The organism is uncultured Tepidimonas sp., assembly GCF_938045175.1.
Taxonomy (GTDB): Bacteria; Pseudomonadota; Gammaproteobacteria; order Burkholderiales; family Burkholderiaceae_C; genus Tepidimonas.
Window position 1 is genome coordinate 1 of record NZ_CALIND010000198.1, and the last position, 18211, is coordinate 18211.

An 18211-nucleotide genomic window follows, 5' to 3' on the forward strand; every position below is an offset into this window, starting at 1 on the left:
CGTGTGCCTGTACTCCACGTCTGGAACAAGGCCGACGTGGCCCCCCTGCCCCCCGGGGCGGAGGGTGTGGCGGTCTCCGCCCGCTCGGGCCTGGGACTGGACACCCTGCGGCAGCGCTTGCTGCACGCGGTGGGCTACTCCGCCCAGACGGCCGAAGGGCTGTTCAGTGCCCGGCAGCGCCACGTGCAGGCATTGCAGGACGTCGGTGCGCACCTGCGCACGGCGCAGCAGCTGCTGGATGGCCCTGCACCCGCGCTGGAATTGCTGGCCGAGGAATTGCGCCTGGCGCAAGAGGCGCTGGGCCGTATCACCGGCGCCTTCGGCGCCGACGACCTGCTGGGCGAGATTTTTGCGCGCTTTTGCATCGGCAAATGAACATGATCGCGTGCTTGCGCCACGACACCCTGACCCCGCGCCCCATGCCACTGTCATCCGTGAATCCTCCCCGCCCCAGCGCGCGCGCCCAGGCCGTGGCCCCGTTTCTGGTGATGCAGGTGGCCGAGGAGGCCGCCGCGCTGGCGGCCCGGCTGCCCGCGGGATCACCGCGCCTGTTGCATCTCAACATCGGCGAGCCCGACTTCGTGGCGCCCGAGCCGGTGCGCGCCGCGGCCGAACGCGCGCTGCGCGACGGGCGCACGCAATACACGCCCGCGCTCGGGCTGCCCGCGCTGCGGGAGCGGCTGTCCGATTGGGTCGCGCAGCACTTTGGCGTCGACGTGCCGGCGCGGCGCATTGCCATCACGGCGGGTGCTTCGGCTGGCTTACAACTCGCAGTGCTCGCATTGTTCGACACGGGCGACGAGGTACTGCTGCCCGACCCGTGCTACCCGTGCAACCGGCCGATCCTGGCTAGCCTGGGCGTGACCCCGCGGGGGCTGGCCACCGACGCTGCCCACCGCTTCCAGCCCACGGCCGCGGCGCTGGCCCGGGCCTGGGGGCCGCGCACGCGCGGCGTCATGCTGGCCACCCCGGCCAACCCCACCGGCACCTCGATCGAACCCGCGGAACTGCAAGCAGTGCTGGACCTCGTGCGCCAGCGCCACGGGGCGCTGGTGGTCGATGAAATCTACCTGGGCCTGTCGTTCGATCCCCGCTACCGCCAGACGGCGTTGGCATGGGGCGACGATGTCATCAGCGTCAACAGCTTTTCCAAATACTTCGGCATGACCGGCTGGCGCCTGGGCTGGCTGGTGCTGCCCGAGGCGCTGGTGCCGGTGGTGGAGCGGCTGGCGCAAAACCACTACATCTGCGCCAACGCGGTGGCGCAACACGCGGCGCTGGCGTGCTTCGAGCCCGAGGTGCTGCAGGAATACGAGCGCCGCCGCGCGGCGTACGCACAGCGGCGCGACGCCGTCGTGCCCGCGCTGCAAGCGATGGGCTGGGGTGTACCGGTATGGCCCGACGGGGCGTTTTACGTCTGGGCCGATGGCAGCGCCTGGCTGGCCCGCGCCGGCGTGCCCGACAGCCAAGCCTTGGTGCGCGCGATGCTGACCCACACCCAAGTGGTGGCCACGCCCAGTGCCGATTTCGGGCAGGCCGACGGTGGGCGCTTCGTGCGCTTTTCGCTGGCCACCGCCCCGGCCGATCTGGAAGAAGCCCTGGATCGACTGCGGCGTTGGCTGGGGTAACGCTTCGCGCTCACCCCGCGCGGTTCAAAACGTCTCCCACTCGTCGTCGGCCGCCGCAGGCGCCGCGGACTTGGGGCCAGGCGCCGCTGCCTTCGCGGCTTTCGGGGTCGCCGGCGCAGCGGCTGCCGCGGGTGCCGCCAGCCGGGCCACGGCCTGACCCGCGCGTTGGGTCTGGAGCGCGGCGGACTTGGCCGCACCCTGCACCGCGGCTTTGAGCTTTTGCAGCGTATCGACCACGGCGCGCCCGGCGCGGATGAAGGGGGACTCGCCCTGCAACAGCCGGTTGGCCTCGTCCATCTTGCCGGCGTTGACCAACTCGGCGATGCGCCCGGTCTCCAGATGGAATTGTTTGTGCTGTTCGACGAGCGTGGAAAATAGCGGCAACTGTCCGTACTGGCGGCCACCACCACCGTAGATCCACTTGCCCACCGCACAACAGTCGTCGCGCCGGATGGTGGCAACGTCGAGCTTCTCCCCCTTGAGAATGGCATTGCGCAGCTTGATGCGCCATTGCTGGTGCGCCTTGATGGCAGCGTCGAAGTCCAGATGGTCGACGTCCAACCGGGCGGCGGCCGCTTTGCGCAGCTGGGTCGCGTCCTCGTGCACCAGCAGCTTGTCCTTGGGCGTGAGGCGGAAGACCCGGATCGTACCGTGCACGGTTTGCACCTGCTCGTCCAACGATATGGCCGCTGCCGCCAGTTCCTCGACCATGGCGGCGTTTTGCTGCGTGATCGAATCCAGATTGGCCAACGCCTCCGCGATCTGACCCACGCCGGCAGACTGCTCGCGTGCCGAGTGGTGGATATCTTCCAGCACACGCGCCACGCGCTCGACCGCTTGCTGCACCTGCTGCACGTTGGCGGCCGCCTCGGCCGCACGCGCATCGCCGGCGAGCACCCGCTCGCGCGACTCGGTGATGAGCTGGCGGATCTGCTTGGCCGCCTCGCCGGTGCGCTGCGCGAGCGCGCGCACCTCGCTGGCCACGACGGCAAAGCCACGCCCGGCCTCGCCGGCACGCGCGGCTTCTACCGCGGCGTTGAGCGCCAGGATGTTGGTCTGGAATGCCACGCCCTCGATGACCTGGATGATGTCGGTGATGCGCTGCGACGACTCGGTGATGCCACGCATCGTGTCGGCCATGCTGCCGACTGCCGTAGCCCCCTGGGCCGCGAGGGCCTGCGTCTGCTGCACAAGTTGCACACCCTCACCGGCCAGACGCGCCGTCTCCTGCGTGGTCCCGTTGATTTCCTCCATCGAGGCAGCGGTGCGCTCCAAGCTGGAGGCCGCGTTTTCGGTGCGGTGCGACAGGTCTTGGTTGCCCGCCGCGATCTCTTGCGTGCCCCCGCGCAGGTTGGCGACCTCGTGCCGAATGTCGCGTACCACGGTACGCACGCCAACCTCGACCTGCTGCAGCGACAGTTGGATGCGACGCATCTCGTCGCGCGTATCGACGACCACCGGCTCGACCAAGTCACCGGCGGCCAGGTGCTCGGCCTGGCGCGCGATGCGGCGCAGGGGCTGCACGAACTCGATGCGCACGAGCGCGGCCACGGCACCGATCAAAGCGACCGCCAGCGCGCCTGCCCAACCCGCAGCCTGCGCGACGGGCATGCCACCCGCCGCCAGCCAGACAAGCAAGGCCAAGGGCATCGTGGCGCAGACGGCGCTGCCCCACACGACCCGCCCTGCCAGCCCCGGGCGCAAGGTGCGCCACGCTTTCGCCCACCAGGCATTGCGCACGACTTCGCCGTTTTGCAGCCGGTAGGTCAACGGCCGCCCCGCCTCTTCCTCTGCACGCATGCGGGCGTAGAGCGCCTGCGCAGCCTCGATCTCGGCCTCCGTGGGCTTGGTGCGCACGGACAGAAAGCCCACGATCTGCTCGCCCTCGCGCACCGGCGTGGCGTTGGCACGCACCCAGTAGTGGTCGCCATTCTTGCGCCGATTTTTGACGATGGCGGTCCACGGGCGTCCCTCGTTCAGGATGGTCTGCCACATGTCCCGGTATGCCTCCATCGGCATGTCCGGGTGGCGCACGATGTTGTGCGGCTGGCCCAGCAGCTCGTCACGCGTGTAACCGCTGACGGCGACGAAATTGTTGTTGGCGTAAGTGATGCGGCCTTTGACGTCCGTGACCGAAATCAGCGTCTGGTCAGGCGGAAAGTCGAAGCGATTTTGGGTGACGGGCAGATTGACGCGCATGGCAGTGGCCTGAGTGATCCGGGGATCGTCACCGTCGGCCGCACCAGAAAACGAAACGGGTGACGGCGCGCGGCGACAAACCCTGTGGATGAAAGGATAGCCGATTCCGATGACGGTCGACAGCCGGGGGCGGTCGCTTCAGTGCCCTTCGTCGCCAGCCGTGGCCTGGCCCACCACCCCCGGCACGACGCGCCGCACCACGTCGCTCGCAAAGCCGCGCGCCGCCAAAAAGCGCATCTGGCGCGCGCGCTCAGCAGCATCGACGGGCGGCGCACCGAACCGGCGCTGCCAGACGGCGAGCGCGCGCTCCGCCTCGGTGGCGCGCAGGGCGTCGCTGGCGGCCTGCAGTGTGTCGTCACTCACGCCGCGGGCGCGCAGCTCGGCCTGTACCCGCGCAGCGCCCCATTGCCCGGCGCGGCGCCGCAGGTGTGACTCGGCGGCGCGCTGCTCGTCCAGCCAGCCGCGCGCCTCGCATTCGTCGAGCAGCGCGTCCAGCGCGGCCGACCCCGGTGCATGAGGGGCCAGCCGCTGCGCCAGCTCGGCGCGGGTATAGTCGCGCCGAGCCAGCAGGCGCAAGGCACGCGCTTTCAGGCTCGGGCCAGCGGCGGGCGCAGACCCCTCATCGCCGCCCACGTCACGCTTCGTCGAACGCCACATCGGGATCGATGGCCTCGTCCACATCCACGCTGGGCAGTGCGGCCACGCCCACCGCAGCGCGGATTTTGTTTTCGATTTCGCGCGCCAGGTCTGGGTTTTCCTTCAAAAACTCGCGCGCGTTCTCGCGACCCTGGCCGATTTTTTCGCCGTTGTAGGCATACCAGGCGCCGGATTTTTCGATCACCTTGTGCTGCACGCCCAGATCGACGATCTCGCCCTCGCGGCTGATGCCCTCGCCGTAGAGGATGTCGAAATCGGCGGTCTTGAACGGCGGCGCCACTTTGTTTTTGACCACTTTGACCTTGGTCTCGCTGCCAATGACCTCTTCGCCCTTTTTGATGGAGCCGGTGCGGCGGATATCGATGCGCACCGAGGCGTAGAACTTGAGCGCGTTGCCGCCCGTCGTCGTCTCGGGGCTGCCAAACATGACGCCGATCTTCATGCGGATCTGGTTGATGAAGATGACCATGCAGTTGGTCTTCTTGATGGTGGCCGTCAGCTTGCGCAGCGCCTGGCTCATCAGGCGCGCCTGCAGGCCCGGCAGGCTGTCGCCCATGTCGCCCTCGATTTCGGCCTTGGGCGTGAGCGCCGCCACCGAGTCCACCACGATCAGATCGACCGCGCCGGAGCGCACCAGGCTGTCGACGATCTCCAGCGCCTGCTCGCCCGTGTCGGGCTGGCTGATCAGCAGGTTGGACAGATCGACGCCGAGCTTTTGTGCGTACTGGACGTCCAGCGCGTGCTCGGCATCGACGAAGGCGCAGATGCCGCCTTGCTTTTGCATCTGGGCGATGACTTGCAGCGTCAGCGTCGTCTTGCCTGACGACTCGGGACCGTAGATCTCGATGACGCGCCCGCGCGGCAGGCCGCCCACGCCCAGCGCCAAATCGAGCCCCAGCGAGCCGGTGGACACCACCTGGATGTCTTCGACCTTCTCGCCCTCGGCCAGGCGCATGATGGTGCCCTTGCCGAACTGTTTTTCGATTTGGGCCAGCGCGGCTTGCAGGGCCTTGGCCTTGTCGGGATCGGGGGTACGGGTGGCAGCGTTCATGGGAACTCCTCGAGAGGGTGTGACAGGGGTGGAAACCGCACCGCCCTCCCTACCGTCAGATCGTCTGACAGCGTGTGCGGTCGGTGCATGGACGCCAGTGTAGCGGGGCAATCCCAAGTTTTTCTCGATTTTTTGGTCAGTTTACGTTACTATTTGCGACGTGTCCTCAAAGCCTTCTTTCGGCCCCGACGAGCGCTGGCGCGTCACCCACTTGGGCCGCCTGCTCGGCCACGCGCTGCGCCGCTTCGACGAGCGTGTGCTGTGGCTGATGGCGCACTCGCCGCAAGCGCCGCTGGCGCTGTCGAACCTGGCGGCGCGTGCCCAGATCGGCGCGGCCATCATCCACATCACGCGCCACCTGCCGCTGGGCGGCGCCCGGCTGACCCAATTGGCCGACAGCGCCGGCATGACCAAGCAGGCCATGGGCGACTTGGTCGACCAATGCGAGGCCTGGGGCCTGGTGCGCCGCGAGCCCGACCCACTGGACGGACGCGCGCGCCGCATCGTCTTTACCCCGACGGGGCTGGATTGGCTGCACGCGTTTCGGCGCGCGGTCGAGCAAGCCGAAGCCGAATTTCGCGCCGCCGTCGGCGACCCGGTGGCCGCCGTCGTGGCCCTGGGGCTGGAGGCGTATGCCGAAGGGGATGGACGTGCGCCCGAGGCAGCCTACAATCGTTTGCCGCGAGAGCGCTCGCCCTGACCCCCCACCTCCGTTGCACCCCAGGGAGACCCGCCATGCGCATCCTCATCGCCGAAGACGACCAGGTGTTGGCCGACGGCCTGCTGCGCACGCTGCGCGCGGCCGGCGCCGCGGTGGATCACGTCGCCAGCGGCGACGAGGCCGACGCCGCGCTCTTGATGCACGACGGCTTCGATCTGTTGATTCTGGACCTGGGGCTGCCCGGAATGGGTGGACTGGACGTGCTCAAGCGGCTGCGCGCGCGCGGCTCGCGCCTGCCCGTGCTGATCCTGACGGCAGCCGACAGCGTGGAGGACCGCGTGAGGGGCCTAGACTTGGGTGCCGACGACTACATGGCCAAGCCGTTTGCGCTGGCGGAGCTGGAGGCGCGCGTGCGCGCGCTGGTGCGGCGCGGCAACGGCGGCGCCTCGAGCATCATCCAGCACGGCCCGCTGACCTTCGACCAGGCGGGGCGGGTGGCCAGCATCGATGGCAAGATGATCGAACTGTCGGCGCGTGAGCTGAGCCTGCTGGAGGTGCTGCTGCAGCGCGCCGGGCGGCTGGTGAGCAAAGAGCAACTCGTCGAACGCCTGTGCGAGTGGGGCGACGAGGTCAGCAACAACGCCATCGAGGTCTACATCCACCGCCTGCGCAAAAAAATCGAACGCGGCCCGATCCGCATCGCCACCGTGCGCGGGCTGGGGTACTGCCTTGAAAAGATCCCCCAGTGAGGCCCGGCCCGACCTCGATACGCCGCCTGTGGCGCAGGCGGCCGCGGCACCAGCGCGTCCGGCTAGCCCCACTCGGCCGTGGCGCGGCTTGTTCCAGCGCGAGCAACATAGCCTGTTCGGCGAGATCCTCGATTGGATGCTCACGCCGCTGCTGCTGCTGTGGCCGCTGTCGCTGGGGCTGACGTGGTTCGTGGCGCAGGGCATCGCCAACCGGCCTTACGACCGGGCGCTGGAGTTCAACCTGCAGGCGCTCACGCAGTTCGTCACGGTCGAGGGCGGTCGCGCCGAGTTCGCCCTCACCCCGCAGGCGCGCGACCTGCTGCGCGCCGACGACACCGATCTGGTCTTCTATCAAGTGCTCGATCGCGACGGGCGTCTGGTCAGTGGCGACCCGGCTTTTCCGCCGCCCCCCGAGACGGACACCCCTCGGCCAGGCGACATTCGGCTGCGCGACGACGTGATCCGCGACGAGGACGTGCGCGTGGCCTACACCTGGCTCGCGCGCGGTCCGGCGCGCGACCATATCGTGCTGATGCAGGTGGCCGAGACGCGCGGCAAGCGCTCCAAGCTGGCGACCGAAATCATCAAAGGCGTGATGGTGCCGCAGTTCATCATCCTGCCACTGGCGGTGCTGCTGGTGTGGTTGGCACTGGTACACGGCATCCGGCCCTTGAGCGAGCTGGAGCGCCGCATCCGTGCGCGCCGCCCGGACGACCTGAGTCCGATCGACGACGAGCACGTACCGCAGGAGGTGGCGCCGCTGGTGTCGTCGATCAACGACTTGCTGCAGCGCCTCAAGGTCACGTTATCGAACCAGAAACGCTTTCTGGCCGACGCCGCGCACCAGCTCAAAACGCCGCTGGCGGGCCTGCGCATGCAGGCCGAGATGGCGCAAAAGCTCCTGCCCGCCGGGGTGGGCGATGATGTCGAGCGCTCGCTGCGGCAGATCGCCACCTCCAGCGTGCGCGCCACGCACACGGTCAACCAGTTGCTGGCATTGGCGCGGGCCGAAGCCGCGGGGCGCGCGTTGCCGCGCGAGCCGGTCGATCTGGCGGCGGTCGCGCGCGAGGTGGTGGAAGAACTCGTGCCGCTGGCGATGGACAAGGCGATCGACCTGGGCTTCGAGACGTTGCCCGCCGAGCCCACCGCCAGCCTGCCCCCGGTGCGCCTGTGGGGCAACCCGACGCTGCTGGCCGAGCTGGTGCGCAACCTGGCCGACAACGCCCTGCGCTACACACCGCGCGCCGGCGTGGTGACCGTGCGCGTACTGACCGACCCCTTCAGCGGGGTGCAGATTCTACAGGTAGAAGACAGCGGCCCCGGCATCCCACCGGCGGAGCGCGAGCGGGTATTGGCACCGTTTTACCGGACGCTGGGCACCAACGTGGACGGATCGGGCCTGGGGTTGGCCATCGTGCACGAGATCGTGCGCCAACACGGCGCCACCCTCGAGATGGACGACGCCGACCCGAGCCGCCCGCAAACGCGCGGCCTGCGGGTATCGGTGCGGTTTCAGGCAGCCGTGGGCCGGTAAACGTTGAGCTGTAACCGCTCGCGCTCGATGACGCGCGCCACCGCCGGCAAGGCCGCCAACGCCTGCGACAGCGCCCAGGTCTGCGGCAGCGTGGTGGGGTCGATGCCCGCAAACCCGCCCCAGCGCAGCAGGGTCAACGCATAGGCGTCGAGCACACCAGGCTGGGCGCCGCCCAGCCACGGCTCGCTACGCGCAGCCACCAGCGCCTCGAGCTCCTGCAGCAGCGCCTGATACGCCCCCAGCGCGCGCGCCTTGACGGCGGCCTGCGCGGCCGCGTCGTCGGCAAACTTGTGCGGCATGAACACGTGCGTGAAGGTCGGATGCACGGTGTTGTTCATCCACGCCAGCGTCTCGATCGCGCGCGTGCGCGCCAGCCCCTGCAGCGGCAACAGGCCCGCCTGTGGAAAGCGTGCTTCCAGATACAGCGCGATCGCGATGATTTGCGTCACCACCGCCTCGCCATCGACCAGCACCGGCACCTGACCGCGCGGGTTGAGGGCGAGGAATTCGGGCGTCTGGTGCTCGCCCTTGTGCAGCTTGACGAGCACGGGTTCGTAGGCGGCACCGGCCAGCTCCAGCGCGGCGTGCGGCACGAACGAGCAGGCACCGGGGGCGTAATACAGTTTCAGGCTCATGGGCAGGTCTCCTACCGTGGGGTGGATCAGCGTTTGGGGGCAGTGCGGCGGGTGGCCGTGGCGCGAGCGCCGGTGCGCGTACCGGCACGGCGAGCCGATGCACGGCCGCCCTCGCGTGGCTCGAAGGCGAAGTTCACCTTCCCCGCCTCGGCGTCCCACACCAGCGCCGCCTTGAACGGGCGGCGCGTGCGGTTCGAGACGAACCCTTCCAGCCAGTCGGTGCGGCCGGTGGCCAGCAGCTTGGCCATTTGCTCGCGCGCGATGGGCTGCTGCAAGATGGTGGTGGCGCTCTTGAAGTCGCAGCTGGGGGTGGGCTGCTCGGGCGTCGGCACCGCGCGGCTGCAGACGTACTGGCTGCCATGTTCCACCACGGGACTGCCACACTTGGGACAGGGCCCCAGCGCCTCGCGGCCCGCCAGATCGACCAGTTCGCCGTCGTCGCCGTTGTCCTCGTCACCGAAGTCGAACTCCAGCTTCCACTGGCCGCTGGCGTCGGGCACCACGGTCAGCTCGGCGCTGAAGGGCCAGCCCGCTTTGGAGCGAAAGCCCTCCAGTGGCCCGATGCGGTGCTCGCGCAGCAGGGTCTCGACTTCCTCGGGCGCCAAGACGCGCCCGCCCGGCGCTTTGGGTAGCGAAAACCCGCAGCCCGGCCCCTGGCCGTCGGCACCCGTGCAGGCATAGCGGCGGTAGTTTTCCTTCACCACGCCGCCGCACTGCGGACACGGCGAGCGAAGCGTGGCGTAGTCGCCGGGCACGGTGTCGCGGTCGTATTCTTTGGCCTTGCGCACGATGCGCTCGGTCATGGCGGCGATCTCGCGCATGAAGGCCTCGCGGCTGAGCTGACCGCGCTCCATGAGCGAGAGTTTGTGCTCCCACTCCCCCGTCAGCTCGGGGCGCGAGAGCTCCTCCACACCCAGCCCGCGCAGCAGAGTCATGAGCTGGAACGCTTTCGGCGTCGGCACCAGCTCGCGCCCTTCGCGCAGCAGGTATTTCTCGGCCAGCAAGCCCTCGATGATGGCCGCACGCGTCGCGGGCGTACCCAGCCCCTTGTCGGCCATGGCGGCGCGCAGCTCCTCGTCGTCCACCATCTTGCCCGCACCCTCCATGGCGGCCAGCAGCGTGGCTTCGGTGTAGCGTGCCGGTGGTCGGGTCTGGCGGGCGTCGATGCGCGCGTCTTCGGTGCGCACGGTCTCACCTGGCTGCACCGGCACCAGCGGCTGGCCCTTGTCACCGGCGCGCGCACCCTCGACGTCTTCGGCCGCCTCTTTGCCGTAAACCGCCATCCAGCCCGGTTTGACCAGCACCTTGCCCTCGGTCTTGAAGTGGTGCGTGGCCCCCTCTACGGGCACCTGGGTGATGCGGGTCGTGACCAAAAACTCGGCCGGCGGATAAAACACCGCGATGAAGCGCCGCACCACCAGGTCGTAGAGCTTTTGCTCGGCTTCGCTCAAGCCCTGCGGCACCTGCGGCGTGGGAATGATGGCGAAGTGGTCGCTGACCTTGGTGTTGTCGAACACGCGCTTGGTCGGCCGCACATAGCCCTGCTGCAACGCAGTGCGCGCGTGCGGCGCCAGATGCGCCAAGGGACTGTCGGCCAGCACTTCCAGCGTGTGGCGGACCGTGCCCAGATAATCCTCGGGCAGCGCGCGCGAGTCGGTACGGGGGTAGGTCAGCGCCTTGTGTTTCTCGTACAAGCTCTGCGCCAGCGCGAGCGTGGTCTTGGCGGAAAAGCCGAAGCGCCCGTTGGCTTCGCGCTGCAGGCTGGTCAAGTCGTACAGCAGGCCGCAGGCCTGGGTGGTGGGCTTGGACTCCTCGCTGACCTGCGCGGGGCGGCCGCGCACCGCGTCGGCGATGGCGCGCGCTTCGGCCTCGGTCCACAGCCGTTCGGGCTTGCGCTCAGGGTCGGCGGCATCGCCCTGCGGCTTGCGGAACGCCGGGTCGAACCAGCGCCCCGGGTAGGTGCCGGCTTGCGCGGCAAACGTGGCGTGCACCTCCCAATAATCGCGCGCCACGAAGCGGCGGATCTGCTCCTCGCGCTCGACCACGATGGCCAGCGTCGGCGTCTGCACCCGACCCACCGTGGTCAGGAAAAACCCGCCGTCGCGCGAGTTGAACGCCGTCATGGCGCGCGTGCCGTTGATGCCGACCAACCAATCGGCCTCGGAGCGGCTGCGAGCCGCGTCGGCGAGGGGCCGCATTTGCTCGTCGCTGCGCAATTGCTCGAAACCCTCGCGGATGGCCTGTGGCGTCATCGACTGCAGCCACAGGCGCTGCACGGGCTTGCCCAGCGGCTTGGGGTTGCCGGCCTTGTCGGTGCCTCCGGCGTACTGCTCGATGAGCCGAAAGATGAGCTCGCCCTCGCGCCCCGCGTCGCAAGCATTGACCAGCGTGGTGACGTCCTTGCGCCGCGCCAGCTTGACCACGGCGTTGAGGCGCGCTTTGGTCTTGTCGATGGGCTTGAGCTCGAAATGCGGCGGGATCACCGGCAGGTGCGCAAAGCTCCACTTGCCGCGCTTGACGTCGTACGCCTCGGGCGCGGCGATCTCCAGCAGGTGGCCCACTGCCGAGGTGACGATGTAGCGGTCGTTTTCGTAGTAATCCTCGTGCTTGTCGAATTTGCCACTGACAGGGGTGAGGGCGCGCACGATGTCGAGCGCGACGGAGGGCTTTTCGGCAATGACGAGCGTCTTGCCGGTAGCGGCAGCGGAAGGGTTGGCGGTTGGGCTCATGTCTCTACAATGCGTTCGGGCGTGCCGTGCCGCGCGGCGGAGGACCTTAGGGGGCCCTGCGCCTCGCGCGCGCACGCATGCGCGCCCACACAGCTACCTTAGCAAACTTTCGCCCCGAACCAGCCCGGCCCAACCGCACGCGCCCACCCACACTCGCCATGCCCACCCCGACACCCGCGCCCGATGCCCCGGCCACTGCCGCCGCGCTCGCCCGCTTGGAGGGCGGGGCGCAAGCCCTGTGGCAGTCCCTCGCGCCCTGGTGGCCCGGGCTGGCGGTCGAGGTCGTGCCGACGATCGACTCCACCAATGCCGAGCTGATGCGCCGCGCGCGCGCCGGCCAGACCGACCCGGTGGTGTTGGCCGCCGCATCGCAGAGCGCCGGTCGCGGCCGCTTGGGCCGGTCCTGGGTCACGGTGCCGGGCGCATCGCTGGCACTGTCCATCGGGCTGCCGCTGGCGCCTGCCGACTGGGCGGGGCTGTCGCTGGCGGTGGGGGTGGCCGTCGCCGAGGCGCTCGACCCCGCCGTGCAGCTCAAATGGCCCAACGACCTGTGCTGGCAAGGGCGCAAACTGGGCGGCATTCTGATCGAAACCGCCCCCATCGACCCGGCGCGGCCCGCGTCGCGCTACGCCGTCATCGGCATCGGTCTCAACCTGGCCACGCCGCGGCTGCCGCCCGATGCCCCCGCAGACGCGCTGCCCCCGATCGGCCTGGAGGCGCTGCCGCGCGAAGGCGGGCACCCGGCGCACGACATCGGCCATTGGCTGGCCCGTGTCGGGGCAGCCACGCTGCAGGCGGTGCAGGACTTCGAGCGCGCGGGGTTTGCGCCGCTACAGTCGCGCTACGCGGCGCGCGATGCACTGCGCGGCCAGCGCGTGCGCACGAGCGACGGTGGCGAGGGCATCGCCGACGGCGTGGATGCCGACGGCGCGCTGCGCCTGCGCACCCCAGATGGCGTGCGTCGCGTGCAACAGGGAGAGGTGAGCGTGCGGCCATGCTGAGGTTGCTGGTTTTGGTGCTGCTGCTGGCCAATGCCGCCCTGTGGGGCTGGCGCCACGGCGAGTGGGGCGACGCGCCGGAACGCGCCGGGACGTCGGATCGCCAGCGCCTGGCGCAACAGGTGGAGCCCGAGCGGCTGCGGCTGCTCAATCCCCCTGGCAGCCCCGCTCACACGCTGACAGACCCATCGGTGTCGGACGACCCCGACGCGTCGGCCCCCACTGTGCAGGACGAAGAAGACGGACCACCCCCACCCGCGGAGCCTGCGGCAACTGCGACACGCCCGGCAGCCGTGCGGCGCTGCTGGCAATTGGCGGCCCTGCCGCCGGCGCAAGCCGAGGCACTGCAGCGCAGCGCCGAGACCACCGCCGGCCTGCGCGGACGCCACACCGAACAAACAGCGACGCTGCCCGAGCGCTGGATCGTCTATGTGGGCAAGTTTCCGACTGCCGAGGCGCTGCAGCGCCGCCGCGCCGAGCTGCGCCAGGCGGGCGTCGAGTATCGCGACGTCAACGCCCCCGCGCTGGCGCCGGGGCTGGCGCTGGGCACCTACTCCAGCGAAGAGGCCGCGCGTAAGGCGCTGCTGGACGTGCAACGACAAGGCGTGCGCGACGCCCGTGTGGTGCAGGAGCGCCCCGCCACGCGCGTGCTGACGTTGCGCTGGCCCGATTTGACCGAAGCCGAGCGCGAGCAGCTGCAGGCGGCGCTGGGCCCGGCGGGAAGCTCGCTGACCGCGTGCCCGTAAGGCCCTATTGATCCGGCACCATGAAAATTGAACGTTTCGAGCCCATCCGCGTCGACCGTATACGGACAAGGAAGACGCTCGTTACCAGAAGCTTGAGCAACTTCACGAACGGCGCAAGCAAGTCGTTCGGCTGCACCGAAAGGGCTACGGCGTGATGGCCATCGTGGAACTCACAGGGCTGAGCTACCCGGCGGTGCGCCGCACGATCCTGCGACAAGCGCCCCGAGCAGCTGTGCGGGCTCAAGCTGTCGGTGCGCGCGGCGGGCAGTCACCAACCAGGGCCGCGCCAACTGGATGATCATCGGCGGGGCCTTCAACCACGAGCGGCTCGTCGAGTTCTTCCAGGCACTCGTCCGCGATGGCCGCAGGCTGGGTAAGAAGGTCTTCCTCATCCTGGACAACCTGGGCGTGCATCACTGCAAGCCCGTCAAGGCGTGGCTGGCCGAGCACGTGGCCGACATCGAGGTGTTTGACCTGCCCAGCTACAGCCCCGAGCTCAACCCGGACGAGCGGCTCAACGCCGACCTGAAGCACGCCATCGGCACCAAGGTGCCCGCGCGCACCAGACCCAAGCTGCGCGCCGCCGCCGAGCAGCACATGCAGTTCATCGAGGCCAACCCGCAGCGCGTTCGGGCCTACTTCCAAGACCCCATCGTGCAATATGCGGCTTGAAGACATATTCGTGCCGGATCAATAAACGCGCCCGCAACAGCGGGGCACTGGCGTCGTGCGCCAAATAAGCCCCATGGGGTTCGGCTCGACGGCGCTGGACTTTGAACGACGCCCCCGCGGCACTGCGCGGTCGGCGCTACCATTGCGGCGTCACCACCGCGGAGCGCTTACGCATGGGCATGGACGTCATCGACTACGAGATTCGTGGCGCCGAGATGCAGTTCGTCGAGATCGAGCTCGATCCCGGCGAAGCCGCCATTGGCGAAGCCGGCAGCCTCATGTTCATGGACGAGGGCATCGTCATGGACACGGTCTTTGGCGATGGCAGCGCCCAACAGGGCGGGCTGTTTGCCAAACTGCTGGGAGCGGGCAAGCGGCTGGTCACGGGCGAGTCGCTGTTCACCACGGTATATAGCAACACGGCCAACGGTAAACGGCGTGTCGCTTTCGCCGCGCCGTTTCCCGGCAAGATATTGCCCATCGACCTGCGCACGCTCGGTGGCACGCTCGTGTGCCAGAAAGACAGCTTTTTGTGTGCGGCGCGCGGCGTCAGCCTCGGCATCGCCTTTCAGCGACGGCTGTCGGTCGGCTTTTTCGGGGGCGAGGGCTTCATCATGCAACGCCTGGACGGCGACGGGCTGGCCTTCGTGCACGCCGGCGGCACGGTGGTGCGACGCGAACTGGCCGCGGGCCAATCGCTACGCGTGGATACTGGCTGCGTGGTGGCATACACCGCCGAGGTGGACTTTGACATTGAGTACGTCGGCCGCATCAAGACCGCGCTGTTCGGCGGCGAAGGGCTGTTTCTGGCCCGCCTCAGCGGGCCGGGCAGCGTCTGGTTGCAGAGCCTGCCATTCTCCCGCCTGGCGTCCCGTGTATTTGCCGCCGCACCGCAGCTGGGGGGCCGACGCGAGGAGGGATCGATACTGGGTGGCTTTGCGGCGGGGGGCTTGTTGGGCGGCGTCATCGGCGGTGACGGCAGCCACGACTGAGGGGCGCTGGGCGAGCGGTCAATGACGCGCCACCTCAAAGCCCGCCGCAAGCAGTGCCTGCATCACCTGTTCCACGTGCGCCGGGCCGCGCGTCTGTAGCACCAGTTCGATCTCGACGCTTTGCGCCGCCAGCAAGGTAAAAGCACGCTGGTGGTGCACTTGGTCGATGTTGGCGCCGGCCTCGGCCACCACGGCGGCGATGCGCGCGAGCTGCCCTGGCAGGTCACGCGTGCTCACCACCAGTCGCACCAACCGCCCCCCGCGCACCATGCCGCGTTCGATGATCGAGGCCAGCAACAGCGGGTCGATATTGCCGCCACACAGCACCAATCCCACCTGGCGCCCGGCAAAGCGGGCTGGGTGTCGCAGCACCGCAGCCAGGCCCGCCGCACCGGCTCCCTCGACCAGGGTCTTTTCGATTTCGAGTAGCAGCACGATGGCCTGCTCGATGTCCTCCTCGTCCACCAGCAGCCAATCGTCCACGTAGCGCTGCGCCAGCTCGAGCGTGCGCTCACCTGGCGCACCCACCGCGATGCCCTCGGCAATGGTGTTGGCCCCTTGTGGCCAGTGGCTACCAGTGACGGCGTTGACCATGGCCGGGAAGCGCCGCGTCTGCACACCGATGATCTCGATATCCGGCTTGATGGCCTTGGCCGCCGCCGCCACGCCCCCGATCAGCCCGCCACCGCCCACGGCAATCGCCAACACGTCGAGCTCGGGCTGGGCGCGCAGCATCTCCAGCCCCACCGTACCCTGCCCGGCGATGATGGCATCGTCATCGTAGGGGTGCACGAAGGTCAAGCCCTGTTCGGCCGCCAGGGTACGCGCGTGCGCGCGCGCCTCCTCCAGCGTGTCGCCGTGCAGCACCACCTCGGCGCCAAAGCCGCGCGTGCGCTCGACCTTCACCCCTGGCGTGAAGCGCGGCATGACGATGACAGCGCGCAGGCCCAGGCGCTGCGCATGGTAGGCCACGCCTTGCGCGTGGTTGCCGGCCGACATGGCGATCACGCCGCGTGCCCGCTCTTCGGGTGTGAGCTGTGCCAATTTGTTGAACGCCCCGCGCTCCTTGAACGAGGCGGTGTACTGCAGGTTCTCGAACTTCAAGTAGACCTGCGCCCCCGTGATCTGCGACAGCGTGCGCGACTCCAGACACGGGGTTTGCAGCACCTGCCCAGCCAGGCGGGCGGCTGCCGCTTCGATATCTGACAAACCGATCATGGTTGATCCTTTTCAGCAAAACAGGATGCCCAACATTGTCACTGGGAATGATGCTCACTAATGGCGCTTCGCCGGTACCCTCGGCTGGCACCACCGCGGGTACGTATTCGTCGCATACTGATGCGCCATTCGGATCCGATTTCCGCGCCATGAACGACGACCACCAACGCATCCACCGCTGGCTCGACGAGCACCGCATCACCGAGGTCGAGTGCCTCATCCCCGACATGACGGGCCAGGCACGCGGCAAGATCGTGCCGCGCCACAAGTACGACCCCGCCGCGGGCCTGCGCCTGCCCGAGGCGGTGCTGACCATGACCGTCACCGGCGACTATCCCGAGCAGGACTTCACGCCCGTGGCCGACCCCGACATGCGGCTCGCGCCCGACTCGACCACGCTGCGCATCGTCCCCTGGGCCAAAGAGCCGACCGCCCAAATCATCCATGACTGCCAGCGTTTCGACGGCTCGTGGATCGAGCTGGCGCCGCGTAACGTGCTGCGCCGCATCCTGTCGTATTACGAACGCGATGGCCTGCAGCCCATCGTCGCGCCGGAAATCGAGTTCTACCTCGTCGAGGTCGAGCCCGACGAGGACATCCCGCTCAAGCCCCCGATCGGCCGCACCAAGCGCACCGAGGCCGGCATGCAGAGCTTCTCCATCGACGCGGTCAACGAATACGACGATATCTTCGACGTCATCTACGGCTGGTGCGAGGCGCAAGGGCTGCAACTCGATACGCTCATTCACGAGATGGGCACCGCGCAAATGGAGATCAACCTGGACCACGGCGAGCCGCTAGCGCTGGCCGACCAGGTTTTTCTGTTCAAACGCACGGTACGCGAGGCTGCCATCCGCCACGGCATGTACGCGACCTTCATGGCCAAGCCGATGCAGGGGCAACCCGGCAGCGCCATGCACATCCACCAGAGCGTGCTCGAGCGCGCCAGTGGGCGCAACATCTTTAGCCAGCCCGACGGCACACCGTCGGAGGCGTTTTTCCACTTCATCGGCGGGCTGCAGACCTACCTGCCCGCGGCGATGGCGTTCTTTGCCCCTTACGTCAACAGCTACCGGCGCCTGTCGCGCTACACGGCGGCACCCATCAACTTGAGCTGGGGCTACGACAACCGCACCTGCGGCCTGCGCGTGCCGCACTCCCCGGCCGAGGCGCGCCGTGTCGAAAACCGCCTGGCGGGGGTCGACGTCAACCCTTACCTGGCCATCGCCGCCAGCTTGGCCTGTGGCTACCTGGGCATGCGCGAGCGCCTGCAGCCCACCCCGCCGTTGACCGGCAGCGCCTACGAGCAGCCGCACCAACTGCCGCGCCACCTGGACGACGCTGTCGAGCGCCTGCTGGCGTGTACACCGCTGGCCGAGCTGTTCGGCGAGCATTTTTTGCGCACCTATGCCGCGATCAAGGAGGCCGAGTACCGCGAGTACTTCGAAGTCGTCAGCCCCTGGGAGCGGCGTTTCTTGTTACTCAGCGTGTGACCCCGGTAGCGCATCCTGGCCTCGTGCACGGCGCCACCGCATCCAAGAGCTTCTCCTCGGTAAACGCACCCCAGTGGTTCGCCACTCAGTACAGATCGCTGCGCTGGGCGAGCTTGTCGGGTAGCAGGACGGCATTACTGCCGCCCCGCCCCCTAAGAACCGTACGTGCGAGTTTCCCCGCATACGGCTCAAGCCTCTGCAAAGCTCCTTTTGACAGGAACCGGCAGTTCACTTACCACCTTGGCTGTG

Annotated in this window: 14 protein-coding genes and 2 pseudogenes; 10 read left to right on the forward strand and 6 right to left on the reverse strand. The window is 68.6% G+C overall.

Going from position 1 to position 18211, the window contains the following annotated elements; all coding sequences use genetic code 11:
* Window positions 1-375: pseudogene (locus Q0716_RS10390) on the forward strand (tRNA uridine-5-carboxymethylaminomethyl(34) synthesis GTPase MnmE); the annotation flags it as partial.
* Between the two features lie 44 nt (window positions 376-419).
* Window positions 420-1628, forward strand: a complete 1209-nt coding sequence (locus Q0716_RS10395) for a pyridoxal phosphate-dependent aminotransferase (protein ID WP_299022982.1) — start codon at window positions 420-422, stop codon at window positions 1626-1628.
* 24 nt (window positions 1629-1652) lie between these two features.
* Here Q0716_RS10395 and Q0716_RS10400 read toward each other — a convergent pair whose 3' ends face one another.
* From Q0716_RS10400 to recA, 3 genes are all read right to left on the reverse strand, one after another.
* Entirely contained in the window at window positions 1653-3827 is a 2175-nt protein-coding gene (locus Q0716_RS10400) for a methyl-accepting chemotaxis protein (RefSeq protein WP_299022984.1), read from the reverse strand.
* A gap of 138 nt (window positions 3828-3965) precedes the next feature.
* Window positions 3966-4484 carry a recombination regulator RecX gene (recX, locus tag Q0716_RS10405; RefSeq protein ID WP_299022985.1) on the reverse strand — a complete coding sequence of 173 codons (519 nt, stop codon included), beginning with the start codon at window positions 4482-4484 and terminating at the stop codon, window positions 3966-3968.
* Window positions 4462-5535 carry a recombinase RecA gene (gene recA, locus Q0716_RS10410; protein WP_299022987.1) on the reverse strand — a complete coding sequence of 358 codons (1074 nt, stop codon included), beginning with the start codon at window positions 5533-5535 and terminating at the stop codon, window positions 4462-4464. The genes recX and recA overlap by 23 nt, the downstream gene beginning before the upstream one ends.
* A 160-nt stretch (window positions 5536-5695) precedes the next feature.
* Here recA and Q0716_RS10415 point away from each other — a divergent pair, with 160 nt between their 5' ends.
* From Q0716_RS10415 to Q0716_RS10425, 3 genes are all read left to right on the forward strand, one after another.
* Window positions 5696-6235, forward strand: a complete 540-nt coding sequence (locus Q0716_RS10415) for a MarR family transcriptional regulator (RefSeq protein WP_299022988.1) — start codon at window positions 5696-5698, stop codon at window positions 6233-6235.
* Window positions 6236-6270: 35 nt separating this feature from the next.
* Complete coding sequence (locus tag Q0716_RS10420) at window positions 6271-6945, forward strand: response regulator transcription factor (protein ID WP_299022993.1); 675 nt, start codon at window positions 6271-6273, stop codon at window positions 6943-6945.
* 136 nt (window positions 6946-7081) lie between these two features.
* Complete coding sequence (locus tag Q0716_RS10425; protein WP_299023005.1) at window positions 7082-8479, forward strand: sensor histidine kinase N-terminal domain-containing protein; 1398 nt, start codon at window positions 7082-7084, stop codon at window positions 8477-8479.
* Here Q0716_RS10425 and Q0716_RS10430 read toward each other — a convergent pair.
* Both Q0716_RS10430 and Q0716_RS10435 read right to left on the reverse strand, forming a co-directional pair.
* Window positions 8458-9114 carry a glutathione S-transferase family protein gene (locus tag Q0716_RS10430; protein WP_299022995.1) on the reverse strand — a complete coding sequence of 219 codons (657 nt, stop codon included), beginning with the start codon at window positions 9112-9114 and terminating at the stop codon, window positions 8458-8460. The genes Q0716_RS10425 and Q0716_RS10430 overlap by 22 nt on opposite strands.
* A 26-nt stretch (window positions 9115-9140) precedes the next feature.
* On the reverse strand, window positions 9141-11843 hold the full coding sequence (locus tag Q0716_RS10435) for a DNA topoisomerase III (RefSeq protein ID WP_299022997.1): 2703 nt from the start codon (window positions 11841-11843) through the stop codon (window positions 9141-9143).
* A gap of 158 nt (window positions 11844-12001) precedes the next feature.
* On the opposite strand from Q0716_RS10435, the gene Q0716_RS10440 reads away from it, so the two are divergent.
* From Q0716_RS10440 to Q0716_RS10455, 4 genes and pseudogenes are all read left to right on the forward strand, one after another.
* Entirely contained in the window at window positions 12002-12844 is an 843-nt protein-coding gene (locus tag Q0716_RS10440) for a biotin--[acetyl-CoA-carboxylase] ligase (protein WP_299022998.1), read from the forward strand.
* Window positions 12838-13587, forward strand: coding sequence for an SPOR domain-containing protein (locus Q0716_RS10445; RefSeq protein ID WP_299023000.1), 750 nt, complete (start codon window positions 12838-12840; stop codon window positions 13585-13587). Before Q0716_RS10440 ends, Q0716_RS10445 begins: the two co-directional genes overlap by 7 nt.
* Before the next feature lie 64 nt (window positions 13588-13651).
* Window positions 13652-14259: pseudogene (locus Q0716_RS10450) on the forward strand (transposase); the annotation flags it as partial.
* 173 nt (window positions 14260-14432) lie between these two features.
* Window positions 14433-15251 (forward strand): TIGR00266 family protein, encoded by an 819-nt coding sequence (locus Q0716_RS10455; RefSeq protein ID WP_299023006.1) that lies wholly within the window; start codon window positions 14433-14435, stop codon window positions 15249-15251.
* An 18-nt stretch (window positions 15252-15269) separates the two neighbouring features.
* Here Q0716_RS10455 and Q0716_RS10460 read toward each other — a convergent pair whose 3' ends face one another.
* Window positions 15270-16469: a threonine ammonia-lyase gene (locus Q0716_RS10460; RefSeq protein ID WP_299023002.1), complete on the reverse strand. Its 1200-nt coding sequence runs from the start codon at window positions 16467-16469 to the stop codon at window positions 15270-15272.
* Window positions 16470-16618: 149 nt separating this feature from the next.
* Between Q0716_RS10460 and Q0716_RS10465 the strand changes: the two genes are divergently transcribed.
* A complete protein-coding gene (locus Q0716_RS10465; RefSeq protein ID WP_299023003.1) occupies window positions 16619-17962 on the forward strand; it encodes a glutamine synthetase family protein in 1344 nt (447 codons plus the stop codon).
* Window positions 17963-18211 lie beyond the last annotated feature (249 nt).

What these genes read in the sequence shown, in the direction of transcription:
- Q0716_RS10395 (WP_299022982.1), top strand. Translation starts at nt 420, where the DNA reads ATGCCACTGTCATCCGTGAATCCTCCCCGCCCCAGCGCGCGCGCCCAG.
- Q0716_RS10400 (WP_299022984.1), bottom strand. Translation starts at nt 3,827, where the DNA reads ATGCGCGTCAATCTGCCCGTCACCCAAAATCGCTTCGACTTTCCGCCT.
- recX (WP_299022985.1), bottom strand. Translation starts at nt 4,484, where the DNA reads ATGTGGCGTTCGACGAAGCGTGACGTGGGCGGCGATGAGGGGTCTGCG.
- recA (WP_299022987.1), bottom strand. Translation starts at nt 5,535, where the DNA reads ATGAACGCTGCCACCCGTACCCCCGATCCCGACAAGGCCAAGGCCCTG.
- Q0716_RS10420 (WP_299022993.1), top strand. Translation starts at nt 6,271, where the DNA reads ATGCGCATCCTCATCGCCGAAGACGACCAGGTGTTGGCCGACGGCCTG.
- Q0716_RS10425 (WP_299023005.1), top strand. Translation starts at nt 7,082, where the DNA reads ATGCTCACGCCGCTGCTGCTGCTGTGGCCGCTGTCGCTGGGGCTGACG.
- Q0716_RS10430 (WP_299022995.1), bottom strand. Translation starts at nt 9,114, where the DNA reads ATGAGCCTGAAACTGTATTACGCCCCCGGTGCCTGCTCGTTCGTGCCG.
- Q0716_RS10435 (WP_299022997.1), bottom strand. Translation starts at nt 11,843, where the DNA reads ATGAGCCCAACCGCCAACCCTTCCGCTGCCGCTACCGGCAAGACGCTC.
- Q0716_RS10440 (WP_299022998.1), top strand. Translation starts at nt 12,002, where the DNA reads ATGCCCACCCCGACACCCGCGCCCGATGCCCCGGCCACTGCCGCCGCG.
- Q0716_RS10445 (WP_299023000.1), top strand. Translation starts at nt 12,838, where the DNA reads ATGCTGAGGTTGCTGGTTTTGGTGCTGCTGCTGGCCAATGCCGCCCTG.
- Q0716_RS10455 (WP_299023006.1), top strand. Translation starts at nt 14,433, where the DNA reads ATGGGCATGGACGTCATCGACTACGAGATTCGTGGCGCCGAGATGCAG.
- Q0716_RS10460 (WP_299023002.1), bottom strand. Translation starts at nt 16,469, where the DNA reads ATGATCGGTTTGTCAGATATCGAAGCGGCAGCCGCCCGCCTGGCTGGG.
- Q0716_RS10465 (WP_299023003.1), top strand. Translation starts at nt 16,619, where the DNA reads ATGAACGACGACCACCAACGCATCCACCGCTGGCTCGACGAGCACCGC.